General features: G+C 39.4%; 11 protein-coding genes. 4 read left to right on the forward strand and 7 right to left on the reverse strand.

Annotation, left to right across the window (positions count from 1 at the left end):
- The first annotated feature begins 1 nt into the window (after position 1).
- The gene (locus NMU02_RS08045; protein ID WP_255027260.1) at positions 2-1,156 is read left to right on the forward strand and encodes an iron-containing alcohol dehydrogenase; all 1,155 of its coding nucleotides are present in this window, start codon (positions 2-4) and stop codon (positions 1,154-1,156) included.
- Between the two features lie 104 nt (positions 1,157-1,260).
- On the opposite strand, the gene NMU02_RS08050 is transcribed toward NMU02_RS08045, so the two are convergent.
- The 3 genes from NMU02_RS08050 to spt form a co-directional block, all read right to left on the reverse strand.
- Positions 1,261-4,770, reverse strand: coding sequence for a sugar-binding domain-containing protein (locus NMU02_RS08050; protein ID WP_255027262.1), 3,510 nt, complete (start codon positions 4,768-4,770; stop codon positions 1,261-1,263).
- A gap of 365 nt (positions 4,771-5,135) precedes the next feature.
- Positions 5,136-5,306: a hypothetical protein gene (locus tag NMU02_RS08055; RefSeq protein WP_255027264.1), complete on the reverse strand. Its 171-nt coding sequence runs from the start codon at positions 5,304-5,306 to the stop codon at positions 5,136-5,138.
- Between the two features lie 157 nt (positions 5,307-5,463).
- The gene (gene spt, locus NMU02_RS08060; RefSeq protein ID WP_255027265.1) at positions 5,464-6,648 is read right to left on the reverse strand and encodes a serine palmitoyltransferase; all 1,185 of its coding nucleotides are present in this window, start codon (positions 6,646-6,648) and stop codon (positions 5,464-5,466) included.
- A gap of 395 nt (positions 6,649-7,043) precedes the next feature.
- Here spt and lpxD point away from each other — a divergent pair, with 395 nt between their 5' ends.
- From lpxD to lpxA, 3 genes are read left to right on the forward strand one after another with little or no spacing between them, the layout of a single operon-like run.
- On the forward strand, positions 7,044-8,084 hold the full coding sequence (gene lpxD, locus NMU02_RS08065; protein WP_255027267.1) for a UDP-3-O-(3-hydroxymyristoyl)glucosamine N-acyltransferase: 1,041 nt from the start codon (positions 7,044-7,046) through the stop codon (positions 8,082-8,084).
- Between the two features lie 36 nt (positions 8,085-8,120).
- Entirely contained in the window at positions 8,121-9,503 is a 1,383-nt protein-coding gene (locus tag NMU02_RS08070; RefSeq protein ID WP_255027268.1) for a bifunctional UDP-3-O-[3-hydroxymyristoyl] N-acetylglucosamine deacetylase/3-hydroxyacyl-ACP dehydratase, read from the forward strand.
- A gap of 3 nt (positions 9,504-9,506) precedes the next feature.
- Positions 9,507-10,283 (forward strand): acyl-ACP--UDP-N-acetylglucosamine O-acyltransferase, encoded by a 777-nt coding sequence (lpxA, locus tag NMU02_RS08075; protein ID WP_255027270.1) that lies wholly within the window; start codon positions 9,507-9,509, stop codon positions 10,281-10,283.
- Positions 10,284-10,361: 78 nt separating this feature from the next.
- Here the strand turns inward: lpxA and bglX are convergent, their stop codons facing one another.
- From bglX to NMU02_RS08095, 4 genes are read right to left on the reverse strand one after another with little or no spacing between them, the layout of a single operon-like run.
- Positions 10,362-12,629: a beta-glucosidase BglX gene (gene bglX / locus NMU02_RS08080; RefSeq protein ID WP_255027271.1), complete on the reverse strand. Its 2,268-nt coding sequence runs from the start codon at positions 12,627-12,629 to the stop codon at positions 10,362-10,364.
- Between the two features lie 14 nt (positions 12,630-12,643).
- Positions 12,644-13,405 (reverse strand): carboxylesterase family protein, encoded by a 762-nt coding sequence (locus NMU02_RS08085; RefSeq protein ID WP_255027272.1) that lies wholly within the window; start codon positions 13,403-13,405, stop codon positions 12,644-12,646.
- 36 nt (positions 13,406-13,441) lie between these two features.
- Complete coding sequence (locus NMU02_RS08090; RefSeq protein ID WP_255027273.1) at positions 13,442-14,725, reverse strand: TolC family protein; 1,284 nt, start codon at positions 14,723-14,725, stop codon at positions 13,442-13,444.
- Positions 14,722-17,778, reverse strand: a complete 3,057-nt coding sequence (locus tag NMU02_RS08095) for an efflux RND transporter permease subunit (RefSeq protein ID WP_255027274.1) — start codon at positions 17,776-17,778, stop codon at positions 14,722-14,724. Before NMU02_RS08095 ends, NMU02_RS08090 begins: the two co-directional genes overlap by 4 nt.
- Positions 17,779-17,782 lie beyond the last annotated feature (4 nt).

Genomic DNA, 17,782 nt, shown 5'->3' on the forward strand with positions numbered 1-17,782 from the left:
TATGGAAAATTTCACTTTTCAGAATCCGACCCGGCTTATATTCGGTAAAGGTTCTATCGAACAATTAAATTCGGAAATTACTCCCGAAAAAAGGATTATGGTCTGTTTCGGAGGGGGAAGTGCCAAAAAGAACGGAGTATATGAACAAGTTAAGCAAGCTTTGTCGGGACATTTTACCGTAGAATTTTGGGGAATAGAACCTAACCCCGACTATGATACAGTAATGAAAGCTGTTGCTCTGGCACGGGAAAATAACATCGATTTTTTACTCGCAGTAGGAGGAGGATCGGTGATAGACGCTACTAAATTTATCGCCCATGCTATTCCTTATAAAGGGGAAGATGCCTGGCAACTTGCTATTCACAACGACCTGATAAAAGAAAGTACCCCATTAGGTGTAATACTCACTTTACCTGCAACCGGTTCAGAAATGAACCACCGAGGTGTACTGTCTCGAAGAAAAACAAAAGAAAAGGTCTCTTTTATTTCTCCTTTCTCTTTCCCGAAATTTGCCATTCTCGACCCAGTCGTTACTTTTACCTTACCCGAAAAACAACTGACCAACGGAGTTGTAGATTCTTTTATGCATATCATGGAACAATATATGACTTCTACTGGAAACAGTGTTTTAATGGATCGTTGGGCTGAAGGCGTTTTACTTTCATTGATCGAACTCGGACCGAAAGTTCTGGCAGACAAAACAGATTATGATACAATGGCAAATTTCATGCTTTGTGCAACAATGGCATTAAACGGTTTTACCGGGATGGGGGTTCCACAAGATTGGGCAACTCATCGCATCGGTTACGAGCTCACCATTCTTTACGGACTCGACCATGCCGAAACATTGGCTGTCGTTTACCCGGCACTATTAAAGATTTTGAAAAACCAGAAAATGGAAAAACTTGCACAATATGCCGAGAGAGTTTGGGGTATCCAAAGCGGAAGTATCACCGAAAAAGCAGACTTAGCCATACAACTTACCGAAGGCTTTTTTCGTAAAATGGGAATGAAAACGCATATGAAGGAATACGGAATTCCTCCAGAAGCCATAGATATCATCTATAATCGTTTGAAAAAAAACGGAGCAGTTTATGGCGAAAATAAAAATGTCGATGCAGAAATGGCTCGCAAAATATTTGCTGAAAGCTATTAAGTATTTTTATAATCCGTAAAGAGGGAGTAATGCAATGTTTATACTCCCTCTTTACGGATTATAAACGACAGATTATTCCTTCCCCGTCGTCTCTTATCATAAAATTATTCGCTTATAATCTTTACGATTTCAGCTTGACCTTCAATAACGGCTTTTACAATATAACTACCGGCAGGCACACTTTGAGTAATAATGTTGCCGTTTGTATTCACACGGGATATTAAAGCACCTGCAGCATTATAAATCCAAACAGAAGCCGGTTTTTTAGTCTCGATAATAATATTACCACCAGTTGCCGAAACATTCATTACATTAACTTTCTGAACAGTTTCAAGCCCCGACACATCTCCTTCTTTAAATTTCAATACAGGATAAAGGGTTCCTTCCGGATAAGACCACACATTTACAAAATCCCAACCGATACCTTCATAGAAAGATCTCTTTTGAAGATCGGAAAGAGGTTTCTTATAACTTGCTGCAAGATCTCCCAATTCTGGATCTACTGTTCCGCCGACTACCTCTATTGCATTGCTTGCATACATATTAGTTCCGAAAGTAATCAGTTTCTTTTTATACTCTCCGGTTGTTTTGGGAGATATCGGCGAAACCATCCCCCCCTTTAAAGAAGAGGCCAACGAGACTACATTATTAATATATACTTCATCAGATTCTATAAGCCCCACAATACCGCCAACATTACAACTTTCGTTAGTAGATCCTACCAACTTCCCTGTATAATATACATTTTCTATTTCGGTATTTTTAGCAGAACCTATTATACCTCCTAACTGAAGATCGGAAGACCATACATTTCCATCGGTAACATAACAATTCTTTATCGAAGTAATAAGACCTCCATTTACCGTAGCGCCCCCAATACCTCCGACATGGTCGGTCCCCGATAACGAAGGTTTGGTAACCACAACATTTTCAACCGTCGTCGCACGGCCTTTACCAAACAAAGTCCCTACATTCTGAGCCCCTATCACTTTACAATTCTCAAGTTCGAGATTACGTATCACCGCTCCTTCGGTATAACCGAACAAACCTTGATTATTTACCCCCGAATTTGTAATTTTCATATTCTTTACCGCATAACCTTTTCCATCGATAAAACCGGTAAACGGAGCTGTTTCACTCCCGATTGGGAGGAATTTCGTAAACTTAGATAAATCGATATCGGCAGTAAGCTCATAAAAACCGCCTAAATCATTACGAATGGCATCAAATTCCTCAGGAGTACTTATTTTCTTAACAATTACTTCCGGTGTTTCCCCCTCGTTTTTTTCATAATCCAACGGAATTTCGGTTACAAAACCTAAGTCGATGTATTGGCCGCCCCAATCTTGGGTACATTTTACAGCTATAAGATTATTTCCCGTACGGCGTATCGCATTTTTAACTTCATCGGTCAAATCAATAGCACGATAATCGGTAACATAACCTGTACCGCTTGCAGCCAAAACGCCATTAATATAAACCTCGAAATCCTCATCATTAAAAATACTCAATTTCATTCCATTAAACTCCTCATCGGAAAGCTTCGAGAAATCAAAATTTCGACGGAGATAAATCGAGTTTTTTCCATTCCATTCCGTCCTTATCCTTGCTCCCGACATCTCTCCCTGTCCAAATCCCGATAATCCGTATTTCCAATTACTTACATCAAAATCCGAGTCGGTATTCCAACCGGTAGCCGGTGATGAAGTCGATATCGTATAATACCAATGTAACGTATCACATTGTACTGCAGAAGGATATACATAATCACCCAAAGCTTTTGTTTTTAACTTAATGACACCTGTCTTAAAACTTTCAAACTGATCATCTTCGAGTTTACGAACTTTACGGTCATAAGTATATAATCCGTTAATTTCTTTTTCTACATCGGTAAACTGAGTAATAACGATTGCATTTAATCCTTTTCCCGTCAATCCGAAAGCTAAATCATTCACTTCATTCATCCGTTCCGAAAGTTCCTGAGTCGAATTTACTTCTGTCCATGAAAAATACTGATCGGTATACATGTGACCATCTATCTTCAAGCCATAACCTTCGGTTTCACCGCAAACAGTCGCTCTCTTATTGTACGCGTTATCGTAAATGCCAGGCTTGGGATAACTATGACGATCGACGATGTCTCCCAATTCATAATTTACCCAACCGCTTGCCGGATTGATAAGTCTCGTATTATCTAATTTACGGATAAGATTTACTCCGTTGATCGTATGCGAAGGATCAATAGCACCAAACTGTCCCCAGTTTTCATTATAAGGAACCCAAACGATAATACTCGGAACATTTATCAAGGATTTCACAATATTTTCGGTTTCTTTCAAGAAATTTCTCTTTACCCAGTCGTTATTTCCTAATAATTTGGTCTGATCGGGAAATTCATTGGAAGAATTCGGCATATCCTGCCATACTACTAAACCTATCGAATCACAATAGTAATACCAACGCGCCGGTTCGGTCTTAATATGTTTACGGATCATATTGAATCCGAATTCTTTCATTTTCTCGATATCCCATTTCCATGCCTCATACGAAGGTGCCGTATAATTACCATCGGGCCAGAAACCCTGATCGAGCGGGCCATACTGAAATAGCGGTTTATCATTCAAAAACATATAAGGTCTTCCACGTAATTTTCCCAATTCGATCTTCCGCATTCCAAAATAACTATCAACCTTATCAGCTACGACATCGTCTTTTTTCAGTTCGAACCTCAGATCATAAAGAAAAGGTGAATCGGGCGACCAAAGTTTAACCTCGGAAGAGCCTAAAGGTATATTAGTTTCTTCATTTATATTAATGATTTGAGTAGCGACTGGAGTCTCATCATCGATGACCGTCACTTCCACAATATAACCTTCGGCATTTTCTGCTTCAACCTTTATCTTTACCTGACTGTTATCGACATCGGGAATAATACGAAAATCGGTTATATAAGTTTCCTCTACAGGCTCGAGCCATACTGTCTGCCATATTCCGGACGAAGGCGCATAATCGATAGCCGCAGGACTTAAGGCCTGTTTTCCGTGCATAGCTCCTCCATCGGTCGGGTCATACACCTGAACGACTATTTCCTGGTCGCCATCCTCCTTTAACGCATTAGTAATATCAAATGAAAAAGGATCGTATCCTCCCGAGTGGCTTCCCACTTTTGTTCCGTTAATAAAAACAGCACAATACCAATCGACAGCACCGAAATTCAAAAGAATATGTTTACCCTTCATACTTTCAGGAAGAGCAAAATACCGACGATAAACATACGATTTATTTTGGTTTGAATAATCGGTATCCATTATTCCCGATATAGGAGACTCTACCGGAAAAGGAACCAGTATTTTTTTATTATAAGCTTCTTTTCGGTAAGTTCCTATCGCAGATTTTCCTTCTTCTCTTCGAGCCAAATCCCAAATGCCGTTAAGATTCATCCACTCCGCCCGTTTTTTCTGCGGTCTGGGATACTCATTCAGGACATTTTCAGGATCGATATTCTCCGACCAAGGAGTCATAATCTTTCCTTGCTTCATTTGCCAATCCTGAGCCTCGGAAACGGCGGGAAAAAGCAAAGCACCCATTAATAAAAATAAGTTGATTTTTTTCATAGCACTTTATTTTAAAGTTGATTTTTTTCATGGTACGGTTATAGAAAATTCAAAGCAAATTGTGATTATTTTTCAAATATATAAAATAAATATACCGCCACAGATTTTAAGTGTAAAAAATACATTACTTTTAAGATGTTTTTACGATGTTAAGTATTTATCTTTTAATTTTAGTATTTACCTGACTCATTAATTAATATACACAGTTTCTCCGTAGAGCACTCATAATCATTCGCACTTTCTTATCAGTTTTACAAAAGACATAACCGATAAAATAAATCTATAACCGATAGTAATTCTCTCTATTAAGTTCAGATTTAGTTTCATCTTTTTACCCTTTTACTCATTAAATATCTTCTCATTTCTCAGGAATCTTCCAATTCATCATCATCATACAAATTATTCAGTTCTACCGAAAGACTGTTCAATTCTTTTTCCCATGCATCTTTAACATCCCGAGGGGTATCTTCGGAGGCATTATCCAGTCGCTTTTGAGCAATCTCTATTTCTTTTTCTAATTCGGTTCTCCGGCTCATATCATTCTTTTTAGTGTAGTATATAAACACATAATGCCCTTAAAAGTTTAATACACAACACCCCCAAAAGGCACCAGCCGACAAATCAGCATATTCCTAAAAAATAAGCCGGAACATAAAAATTGTTCCGGCCTACCTTGAATAAAATTATTTCTTATCAAATAATATCGAGTTGTTTAAAACATTTATTTATCTTGTCGAGAGCAAAATCTACCTGTTTCTTGGTATGGGTAGCCATAAGAGAAAAACGAATTAGCGTATCATTAGGAGAAACCGCCGGAGCAACAACCGGATTTACAAATACACCCTCATCGAAAAGCATACGTGTTACCCGGAATGTTTTCTCATTATCCCGAATAAATAAAGGAATGATAGGAGTCGAAGTATTTCCGATTTCACAACCCATATTTCTGAAACCATCAAGTGCATAATGAGTCACGGCCCATAAATTTTCCATACGTTCGGGTTCGTTCTCTATGATATCGAGTGCTGCAGATACGGCTGCTGTAGATGCAGGCGTAATGCTCGCACTAAAAATATAGGAACGTGAATTATGTCTCAAAAAATTTGCAGTAATCGAATCGGTAGCTATAAAACCACCCAATGAAGCAAAAGACTTACTAAAAGTACCCATAATCAGATCAACATCTTTTGTTACTTCGAAATGATCACAAGTACCTCTACCCTGTTTCCCAAAAACACCTATTCCATGGGCCTCATCTACCATTACCGATGCATTGTATTTTTTAGCCAGAGCCACAATCTCGGGAAGTTTAGCCACGTCGCCTTCCATACTGAAAACCCCGTCGGTAACGATAAGTTTCACCTTATCTTCTTTGCAGGATTTCAACACTTTCTCTAAAGATTCCATATCGTTATGCTTATATTTTAACGATGTGGAAAACGACAAACGACGTCCCTCTATAATCGATGCATGATCGAGTTCATCCCAAATAATATAATCCTCACGTCCTGTCAGGCATGATACTACTCCCAGATTAACTTGAAAACCAGTAGAATAAACGATCGCTTCCTCTTTACCTACAAATCGGGCCAAACGGTCCTCCAACTCTACATGAATATCGAGTGTTCCATTCAGAAAACGGGAACCAGCACAACCGGTCCCATATTTTTTAGTAGCTGCAATAGCCGCTTCTTTAATTTTCGGATGATTGGTTAATCCCATATAACTGTTCGAACCGAACATCAATACCTTCTTCCCGTTTATCAGAACTTCGGTATCCTGATCGCTCTCGATTTTTCTAAAGTACGGATATACACCCAGTGCTTTCGCCTTCTGAGGCGCATCATACTTCACTAATTTTGCTTGTAATAGCTTCATAAATATAGAAATTACATATAAATAATTAGCTGTTTTTTTACGGAAAAAACGAATACATCGCCCCCATCCGGCAAAACAGACTGCAAAAATAACCAAAATATTTATACCTGTACTTTTTTTATAAAGAAAATCAACTCTCTATTTATCATATCTTTCATTTTGATCGTTAAATCGTATCATTTAAAGCAATAGTAAAATCATTTTATAAAAGATAAATCCTTTTTCTATAATACCAAAATACATCTTTTCATTTTTATAACACCTATATTCATCCCAATACTATCTCAGAATATAAAAAGTAAACCCATCTTTCTTAAATATTGAAAAAAAAACACGTAATTTGCATTTCATAATCGGTTTGCAAAAATTTAAGATAACACCCTAATTATCATATAATGGAATTTACAGCTCAGCAAATTGCAGATTTTCTGCAGGGAGAAGTCATCGGGGACGGACAGATAAAAGTAAATAACCTGTCGAAAATCGATGATGGCCAACCGGAAACCCTTACCTTTTTGGCAAATCCCAAATATAATCACTATCTGTATACCACACGAGCAAGCGTCGTTCTGGTTAACCGAGATTTTATCCCCGAAGAAAAAGTTTCAGTGACTCTCATAAAAGTAGATGACGCGTATTCTTGTATTGCACAATTACTTAACATGGTAAATCAGGCTCGTCCCGAAAAAAAAGGCATAGATAGTACAGCAGTCATTGCAGCGAATACGTCTGTTCCCCAGTCTATATATATAGGTGCTTTTACATTTATAGGCGAAAATGTAAAACTCGGGGAAAATATAAAGATATACCCGCAAGTATATATCGGAGATAATGTAACAATCGGAGATAATACAACCCTTTATCCAGGCGTAAAAATATACCACGACTGCGTTATTGGCAAAGATTGTATGATACATGCCGGAACAGTAATCGGAGCCGATGGTTTCGGATTCGCACCGAATAACGGAAGTTATCAAAAAATCGCACAGATCGGTAATGTAATTATAGAAGATCATGTAGAGATAGGTGCTAATACGACCATAGACAGGGCCACAATGGGTTCTACTATCGTACATGAAGGAGCCAAACTCGATAATCTGATACAAGTCGCCCACAATGTAGAGGTAGGAAGCAATACGGTAATAGCCGCTCAAACGGGAATTGCCGGTTCTACCAAAATAGGAAATAATTGTATGATAGGCGGACAAGTGGGTTTTGCTGGGCATATTACCATTGGAGACAGAGTTAATATAGGTGCTCAATCGGGTATTCCCAACCATGTAAAGTCCGATGTTACGCTTTTAGGATATCCTGCAGTGCCCGCTCGTGAATTTGCCCGTTCGGTTGTAATGATTAAAAAATTACCCGAATTGAACAAAACAATCAGGGAATTACAGGAAGAAATAGAGAACCTGAAAAAAAAGATAGATAAATAATTAAAACGGTTCTCTTTCTGAAATTAAAAATTGACTATGAAACAAAAAACTCTAAAAGAAAGTTTTTCTCTTTCCGGAAAAGGATTACATACCGGAATGGATATTACAATTACATTCATTCCCGCACACGAAAACCATGGTTATAAAATACAACGTACCGATCTCGAAGACCAACCCATTTTAGAAGCTGTTGCCGATAACGTAATAGAAACTCAACGAGGAACTGTTATCGGTAAAAATAACGTAGTGGTCAGTACCATCGAACATGCAATGGCGGCCCTTTACGGTTTTGAAATCGACAACTGCCTGATACAGGTTAATGCCCCTGAATTTCCGATCCTCGACGGTAGCGCACGATATTACGCAGAGGCGATAGAACGAGTGGGAACTATCGAACAAAATGCTGAACGGGAATACTTCATTATAAAAAACAAAATCGAAGTCTGTGATGAAAATACGGGAGCTCGTTTACTGGTTTTACCCGATGACGATTTCAGCATAAACACTCTTATATCTTTCGACTCACCCGTATTAAGTAACCAATTCGCAAGTCTCGAAAATTTACAAAATTTTTCTCAGGAGATCGCAGCAAGCCGTACATTCGTTTTTGTACGTGAAATAGAACCGCTGGTTAAACATAATCTGATTAAGGGTGGCGACCTCGATAACGCAATCGTCATTTACGACCAAAAAACATCACAGGAAGAACTCGACCGATTAGCAGATCTGATGGGCGTACCTCATAAACATGTCGATCAACTCGGTTATATAAATAACAAACCACTGGTTTACGACAACGAACCTGCCCGTCACAAACTCCTCGACATATTGGGTGATGTCGCATTAGTGGGGAAACCCATTAAAGGCCGTATCATCGCTACCCGCCCCGGCCATAAAATAAACAATCAACTGGCACGGATGCTTCGTAAAGAAATAAAAAGACAAGATATACAAGCTCCTATCTATAATCCAAATACTGAGCCGATCATGGATGTAAACCGCATCAAAGAATTACTTCCGCATCGGTATCCCATGTTACTGGTAGATAAAATTATTGAGATTGGTAAAAATCATATCGTAGGTGTAAAAAACTTTACAACTAACGAACCGTTCTTTCAGGGACATTTTCCGAATGAACCTGTTACTCCAGGCGTTTTACTAATAGAAGCAATGGCCCAAACGGGAGGACTGCTTGTACTTAATTCGGTGGAAGACCCCGAAAAATATTCAACGTATTTCCTAAAAATAGATAATGTTAAGTTCCGTCAGAAAGTAGTTCCCGGCGATACAGTCATATTTCATATATCCTTTATGACAGAACTTCGTCGTGGATGCGCTTATATGAAAGGTTATGCGTTTGTTGGGGAAAAAATTACTACCGAATGCGAATTCATGGCTCAAATAATAAAAAATAAATAGTAAATGAAACAACCATTAGCTTATGTACATCCCGAAGCGAAAATCGCATCGAATGTCGTAATCGAACCTTTTGTAACGATCGACAAGAACGTGGTTATCGAAGAAGGGACTCACATCGGGTCTAACGTAACCATACTCGAAGGTGCCCGTATCGGGAAAAACTGCCGAATATTCCCAGGATCGGTAATTTCTGGGATTCCTCAGGACCTGAAATTCAAAGGAGAAGAAACGGTTGTCGAGATCGGTGATAATACAACTATCAGAGAATGTGTAACAATAAACCGGGGCACTGCTGCAAAAGGTAAAACCGTAATCGGTAATAATTGTTTACTAATGGCCTATGTGCATATCGCTCATGATTGCGTAATCAGAAATAACATTATAATGGCTAATGCTACCCAAATCGCAGGCGAAGTTCAAGTAGATGATTATGCAATTATCGGAGGAGGTACATTGGTACATCAATTCTCCCATATCGGTGCACACGTAATGATACAAGGAGGATCTTTAGTAAATAAAGATATTCCGCCTTTCGTGAAAGCTGCTCGTAATCCCATTTCTTATGCAGGAATTAATTCAATAGGACTACGGCGCCGCAACTTTACGAACGAAACAATACGGGATATTCAGGAAATATATCGTTATCTTTACCTGTCTGGATTAAATAATTCAGACGCTATAGAACGTATCGAAGCAGAATTACCCGCAACAAAAGAACGGGACGAAATTATTCTTTTCGTACGGAATTCACAAAGAGGTATTATACGAGGTTATCTATAATTATTTCATGTATAGTAAACATTAATACTGCCGGAACTTTCAAAATGTAAAGTTCCGGCAGTGTTTTGTTCAAATCTTTTATTTTAAGGTAAAGGAAACCTCTTTTACATCTCTGCTGTTTGCCCCTACATACACAATAAATTCACCGGGTTCTGCCCTATATTCTCCATTCGCAGTGTAGAATTTCAGATCATCGATACTTATTTCGAAAACAATATTTTTTTCTTCACCCGGTTTCAAACAGACCTTACGGTAAGCCTTAAGTTCCTTTACCGGACGAGTAACTGACGCTATTACATCTCGTATATATAATTGTACCGTCTCTGTAGCCATAATATTACCGGTATTTGTAACAGGAACGGAAACCGTCAGTTTACTCTGTTCTGTCATATCATTCGCACTTAAATTTAATTCTCCATACCGGAAAGTCGTATATGAAAGTCCGTAACCGAAAGGATATAACGGATCGCGTCCTGCATCGAGATAATAACATGTATGACCGAACGAAGTCTGTATTTCATTCTGTTGCATATTCTCCATCATAACCAAATCTCCGACAGCCGGCCTGCCGGTATTTTTATGGTTATAATAATAAGGTAACTGGGCCGATACCATAGGATAACTTATCGGCAAACGACCGGATGGAACAGCCTTCCCGAACAATAAATCGATAATAGCCGGTCCCCCCATCGTACCCGGATGCCACGCATATAAAAAAGCCTTTACCAAAGGTAATTCCTTATATATTTCGATCGGACGTCCCGCCAACATTATGAGTATAATCGGCTTTCCGGCAGCTGCAATTTCAGACAATAAATCCTTCTGTGCACCCGGTAACGAGATATCAGCACGACAACGAGCCTCTCCCGTCAAACCGGCCTCTTCTCCTGCAAAAAACAGAACGACATCACTTTTTTCAACGGCAGCAACAGCAGCTTCAAAATTTTTCCGGTCGAGGTCACGACTATAATCAAGCCCTTTTACATAATTGATAACAATCGTATTTCCGTACCTTTTTTTCAAATCCTGCAACGGGGTAATTGTATGTTGTCTTTCACCATCCATTGTCCAGGCACCCAACTGATCAGCCGGAGCATCGGCCATAGGTCCTATTACCGCAATACTTTTTATCTTCTCTGACAAAGGAAGCGCTTTATCTGTATTCTTCAACAATACACAGCTTTTTATTGCCGACTCTTTGGCCGCTTCTAAATATTCAGGAGTATAAAATACATCATTCTTGATTTCTACATAAGGATTATGAAATAACCCCAATCGGAATTTAAGCCTTAATATATTCCGAACGGCATTATCAATCACCGATTCTTTAACAACTTTCTCTTTAACCGAACCCTCTAATGAAGAAATATAATCGAGGCTCATCATATCGATATCGACTCCTGCATTTACAGCCAGTTCGGCGGCCTGTTTCCCATCCCGGGCATAACCGTGATTTATCAATTCATGTACCGAATTCCAGTCACTCACGACTACACCGTCGAAGTTCCAGTCGCTACGCAAAACCGTATTTAACAAATACCGGTTTGCCGTACACGGAACACCATTCAAATCATTAAACGCCGCCATTAATGTAGCTGCACCGGCATTTATACAAGATTTGAACGGAACAAAATAGATATTCCTCAACTGTTCTTCCGATATCTGTGTCGTATTATAATCACGGCCACCCTCTACGGCACCATAACCGCAAAAATGTTTTAAGCAAGCGGCCATTCCATTAGGAGAAGAAAGAGATTTTCCCTGAAATCCTTCCACCATAGCTACCCCTAAACGTGAGGCTAAATACGGGTCCTCACCCAAACTTTCGATAATACGTCCCCAACGAGCATCTCTTGATATATCGAGCATGGGCGCAAATGTCCAACGAATACCTCTCGAGGTAGCCTCTTCTGCCGCAATACGTGCACCTTTTTTAACAATTTCCTCATCCCAACTGGCAGCCTGAGCTAACGGAATCGGAAAAACAGTCTTAAATCCGTGTATAACATCTCTTGCAAAAATCAAAGGAATACCCAAACGGCTTTCCTCTACAGCTATACGTTGTAACTCGTTACTGATTTCGGGATTTACTTCGTTTAACATGGTTCCCACCGAGCCGTTTCGAATTTGCGATTTCAGATTATCAGACAATCCGTTACCATTAAGCTGATTTAGCTGCCCGATTTTTTCCGATAACGTCATTCGGGAAATCAGTTCGTCGATTTTACGTTCTAATTCAACCTCTTTTTTTCCAATAAAATCGTATGCAAATACATCAAATGCAAATAAAATAACTGATATAATGAAAAAAGATTTCACTATAATTATCCTGTTCTTTATCACCATGCCTTTTTTGTCTGCTACTTTTTCTGTGAAAATATCCAATCCATAAAACCGGGAGTGTTGAATGCCGGATTCCAAGAATCATGATCGCAACCGACAAATTCGATATACTCGACCTTACCTCCACATTTTTTTAATGCCTGGTATGCTTCACGAGAATATTTTACAGGGACAATCGTATCACTGTCACCATGATAAATACGCATTTTTACATTTTTCGCAGCCGATAGTCGTACCGGATTTACCCCTCCACAAATAGGAATAGCGGCCGCAAATACTTCGGGAAAACGACATACCATATCGAACGTTGCCATCCCTCCCATCGATATTCCTACGATATAAACGCGTGAAGGGTCGATATCAGGTCGAGCAATATAACAGTCGAGCAAAGCCTTAACATCACTCAACAAAGGTGATATTTCATATGAGGCGGGAAAAGTTTCCTGAGCCTGGTCTCCCGGACGAAATGCCCACCACACCCCTTTCGGACATTGAGGTACGAGAACATAAGCCGGAAATTTATCTCTATTTACCGGATTTAAAAAAGCACCGGTACAATGTTTTAACTGAGCCTCGTTATCACTACCCCGTTCCCCAGCACCATGTAAAAACAATACCAAAGGATACTTCTTCTGTTTTTTCTCACTTTGGGGAGTCAATAACCGATACTTTAATGTATCTCCTGTTTGAGGAGATACAAACACTTTACGCTCATAAGTTTGTGCAATAGAAAGGGCACATAAAAAAAATAAGGAAAATGTGAAAATATACTTTTTCATGATAATGTGATTTATAAGCAAATATACAAAAAGAAACTATAACCGGCCACTTATAAGCAACAAAGATATTTCGGACGATTTTGCCTGAAATTCAGCATTTACTTTTCGACTGACAGCATCGAGATAACTCCTCTGAAATTCACGGAATTCTATTCCCGACAGGTTTCCCAAACGATAACGATCGAGAGCGGCAGTCATAGTCGTTAGTGCGACCAATGCACTCTCATTTTCGAAATTTACCATCAATAAATTATTCTGATAGGTATTATATAATTGAGCTAAATTACCTCGCATTTGCAATTCGGCATCCTTATAAGTCAACATCGTATTTTCACGAACAATCTCGGCATTCTTTATTTTACGTTTCGTATCGAGCCGATTAAAAATAGGAATGTTTAAAGAAAATCCCCAATAAGGCCCTGTCGTTTGATTAAAAGTAGAATACGAATCGGGAGTGGATGTTCGTGAAAAACTATATCCTGCCGAAAAATCGAATATGGGGAAATAGGCCGACCGCGCTAATTTTACATCTAATTCCGATAAACGGTTTTCTTGTTTAGCCAATAACAATGTCGTGTTATTTTCAAGCATGAGTGCATAAATCTCCTCTTCCGATAACATGGGTAACAACTCGATGGAATCTTTCACATACCCCGTATTTCCCAAATTCTCATTCATCAACGTATTCAATGAAATATAAGCACTCTTAACCAATTCCTGTTGTTTTACAAATGAAGAACTATCGGTATTCAGGTCTATTTTAGTTTGTTTAAATTCAAGGCCCGATATACTCCCGATATTATTTTTCTGTCGAGCGATTTCATACCGCTGAATCGAAATATTAAGCGATTGGCGGGCTGCTTCCAACAAATATTGCTGTACAAGAACTTTATAATATTCGGTACTTACCTGTGCTATCAGATTCTCGATGGCAAGTCGGGTACGTAATTCGCCACTGGTAATGAGCTCTTTATTTCTTTCTCGAGAGGTAAACATGGCAAGCCCGTCAAATAAGGTCCAGTCCAATCCTACACCGGCACCGAAACTATCCGATAATTTACCTTTAGAGGACGATCCCCCATCTGCTTTTGTTTGTCTGTTAAGATTAGACTGTTTTTGTGTACCTGATGCGGAAACTACCGGTAAAAAATCAGAAACATTATAATTATTACGATTTATTTGCTGTTCATTACGGGCAATACGAATACCGTAATTAGCATCGAGCGCCCGATCGATACAATCCTGAAGCGATAATTTATTCTGCGCCGGTAAATCGATAATAACAGAAAAAATAATGAAAACTAAAAACTTCCTTTTCATGATAGCATTTGCTTTTCTCTATTTTTAATTTTAGATGCCGACAGATAAGTATATATCGCTGGTATCACATAAAGAGTGAGTCCTGTCGCACAAATCATACCTCCCACAACGGCAATTCCCATTGCAATACGACTTTCCGACCCAGCTCCGGTAGCTAATGCCATAGGCAATGTTCCCAAAACCGTAGAAAGGCTGGTCATGAGAATCGGACGAAAACGAGCGGCCGAAGCCTCTGAAATAGCATCCCGCATCGATAAGCCTTCTGCTTTACGCTGATTTGCAAATTCGACAATCAAAATTCCATTCTTCGATACAAGCCCGATAAGCATGATAATACCAATCTGACTAAAAATATTCATTGTCTGATTAAAATACCAAAGTGACAACATTGCTCCCACGAGGGCAAGCGGAACGGTAAACATGATAATCAACGGATCACGGAAACTCTCGAACTGGGCCGATAAAACCAGATAAATAAAAACCAATGCCAATACGAATGCAAACAAAAGGCTCGAAGAACTCTCCACAAAATCTTTGGAATTACCAGACAGTGTCGTTTTAAAATCATCATTTAATACTTTAGCCGCAATACGATCCATCTCTTCGATTCCCTGTCCCAACGTTTTCCCTTTTGCAGGAGAGGCCGAAACTGTGGCCGATACAAATCTGTCGTATCGGAACAAACGTGGCGGCGTACTACTCTCTTGCATATATACAAGATTGTCGAGACCAATAAGCTGGTTATCTTTATTACGTACATATACATTGGTAAGATCTCCCGGTTTGTTGCGACGTTCCCGGTCGAATTCGGTTATTATCTGATACTGTTTTCCATTCAGAATATAATATCCGATACGCTGATCACTCATCGTAAGCTGTAGTGTACGAGAAATATCCTGTACCGATACTCCCAATAACGAGGCTTTATCCCGATTGATACTGATCGTAAGTTCGGGTTTGGTAAACTTCAAATCGAGATCGTACGCCGAAAACATCGGGCTTTTGGAAACTTCTTCCATAAAAACCGGTAAAGTCGTTTTCAAATCGTCCAAATTTTTGGCTTGTATTACATATTCGACAGGTAATCCTCCTCGACGGTTTCCAAACGTCTGACGCTGGGCTACCATAGAACGAGCTCCGGTAAGTTGTTTCATTTTAGGTGCCAAATCGTCATTAATTTCCTGTTGTGTGCGGGAACGGTTTTCGGGAGGAAGTAGCATTAAATTACAAAATGCAGAATTAGTCTGCCCTCCTCTTCCTACCAAAGACATAGTAAGATCCTGTTCGGGTACTTCTTCGGCAAGATAAGTAACCAAATCATCGATATATTGGCTCATATACGAAAAACTGGTTCCTTCAGTCGCCGTAGAATTTATTCTCAATTGCGAGCGATCCTCTACAGGAGCCATTTCAGAAGGTAAATTCTTCCAGAAAAATCCGATAGCCCCAGCAGCCAGCATAAGTATCACTACGGCTAAAAAACGATAACGCATAAAACTATCGAGGGTATTTCGATAAGCTTGTGTCAACCACGAAAAAAATGGCTCGGTCTTTTTATAAAACCAATTATCGGTTGCATTTTTCGTAAGTAATTTAGTAGAAATCATCGGGGTAAAAGACAATGCTACAAACGCCGAAATAAGTACAGCTCCAGCTATTACTACACTGAATTCACGAAAAAGCCTTCCAGTGGTTCCCTGTAAAAACACAATAGGAACAAAAACAGCTACTAATGAAATCGTTGTCGCGATAACGGCAAAAAATATCTCCTCCGAACCTTTATATCCGGCTTCGAGTGGAGACATCCCTCTCTCAACTTTATTATATATATTCTCCATTACCACGATCGCATCATCTACTACAAGGCCTATCGACAAAACTATAGCGAGCAGAGTTAGTATATTGATCGTAAAACCGGCTAAATACATAACGAAAAACGTACCGATAAGCGATATAGGTATGGTAAGAACGGGAATGAGGGTCGTACGCCAATTTCGCAGGAAAAGAAATATAATAAGCACGACCAGCACGAATGCCTCGACTATCGTACTTTCAACTTCTTTGATCGAATTACGGATAAAAATAGTATCATCCATATAAATTCCACAGCTAATATCTTCCGGCAAATCACTTTTTATATCCTCAAGTACTTTATATGCACGATCGACAATATCTACATAATTAGCCCCAGGCTGCGGTATAATCACACAACCAACCATCGGCTTACCGTTCATTTTCATTATCGAACGAGTATTTTCAGCATCTATAGTTGCTTTTCCAATATCTTTAAACCGTACAACACGTCCGTTATTTTTGCTGATAATAAGATTATTAAAATCATCGACAGACATTAAGCGACCTAATGTTCGTACCGTTAGTTCGGTATTATCTCCTTCTACTCGCCCCGAAGGCAATTCTACATTTTCCCTCGACACCGCATCGCTTACATCCATGGGGGTAAGTCCGTAAGCCGAAAGCAACATAGGATCCATCTTCATACGTACCGCCAGCCGTTTTTCTCCCCATATTTCTACGCTACTCACCCCAAAAATAGTTTGTAGCCGTTCCTTAACATGTAAGTCGGCATAAGTACTTACATCAATAATCGAACGCTTGTCGCTACTCAAATAAATTCCGAAAATCGGCTGCGCATCGGCATCGGCTTTTGTAACCACCGGCGGATCTATATCTTTGGGTAACTTGCTCATGGCTCCCGAGACTTTATCACGAACATCATTCGCTGCCGTTTCGAGCGGTACTTCAAGTTCGAATTCGACCGTAATATTACTTCTTCCGTCTCTACTCTGGCTTTTCAAAGTACGTATACCGGGAATTCCATTTATTGCGGACTCTAACGGCTCGGTTATTTGTGTCTCTATTACATCGGCATTGGCACCTGTAAAAGTCGTACTTACTGTAATAATAGGGGGATCAACACTCGGATAATCACGTACACCTAAAAAAGATACACCGATAAGCCCTACAATAATGAACAAAACATTCAGGACCGTAGCCAACACCGGACGCTTTATACTGACAGAAGATAAACTCATAAAA

It is taken from the genome of Coprobacter tertius, from assembly GCF_024330105.1.
Taxonomy (GTDB): Bacteria; Bacteroidota; Bacteroidia; order Bacteroidales; family Coprobacteraceae; genus Coprobacter; species Coprobacter tertius.

Excerpts from the sequence above, each read along its gene's own strand:
- NMU02_RS08085 (WP_255027272.1), bottom strand. The coding sequence starts at position 13,405 with ATGAAAAAGTATATTTTCACATTTTCCTTATTTTTTTTATGTGCCCTT.
- bglX (WP_255027271.1), bottom strand. The coding sequence starts at position 12,629 with ATGGTGATAAAGAACAGGATAATTATAGTGAAATCTTTTTTCATTATA.
- NMU02_RS08045 (WP_255027260.1), top strand. The coding sequence starts at position 2 with ATGGAAAATTTCACTTTTCAGAATCCGACCCGGCTTATATTCGGTAAA.
- lpxA (WP_255027270.1), top strand. The coding sequence starts at position 9,507 with ATGAAACAACCATTAGCTTATGTACATCCCGAAGCGAAAATCGCATCG.
- spt (WP_255027265.1), bottom strand. The coding sequence starts at position 6,648 with ATGAAGCTATTACAAGCAAAATTAGTGAAGTATGATGCGCCTCAGAAG.
- lpxD (WP_255027267.1), top strand. The coding sequence starts at position 7,044 with ATGGAATTTACAGCTCAGCAAATTGCAGATTTTCTGCAGGGAGAAGTC.
- NMU02_RS08095 (WP_255027274.1), bottom strand. The coding sequence starts at position 17,778 with ATGAGTTTATCTTCTGTCAGTATAAAGCGTCCGGTGTTGGCTACGGTC.
- NMU02_RS08090 (WP_255027273.1), bottom strand. The coding sequence starts at position 14,725 with ATGAAAAGGAAGTTTTTAGTTTTCATTATTTTTTCTGTTATTATCGAT.
- NMU02_RS08055 (WP_255027264.1), bottom strand. The coding sequence starts at position 5,306 with ATGAGCCGGAGAACCGAATTAGAAAAAGAAATAGAGATTGCTCAAAAG.
- NMU02_RS08070 (WP_255027268.1), top strand. The coding sequence starts at position 8,121 with ATGAAACAAAAAACTCTAAAAGAAAGTTTTTCTCTTTCCGGAAAAGGA.
- NMU02_RS08050 (WP_255027262.1), bottom strand. The coding sequence starts at position 4,770 with ATGAAAAAAATCAACTTATTTTTATTAATGGGTGCTTTGCTTTTTCCC.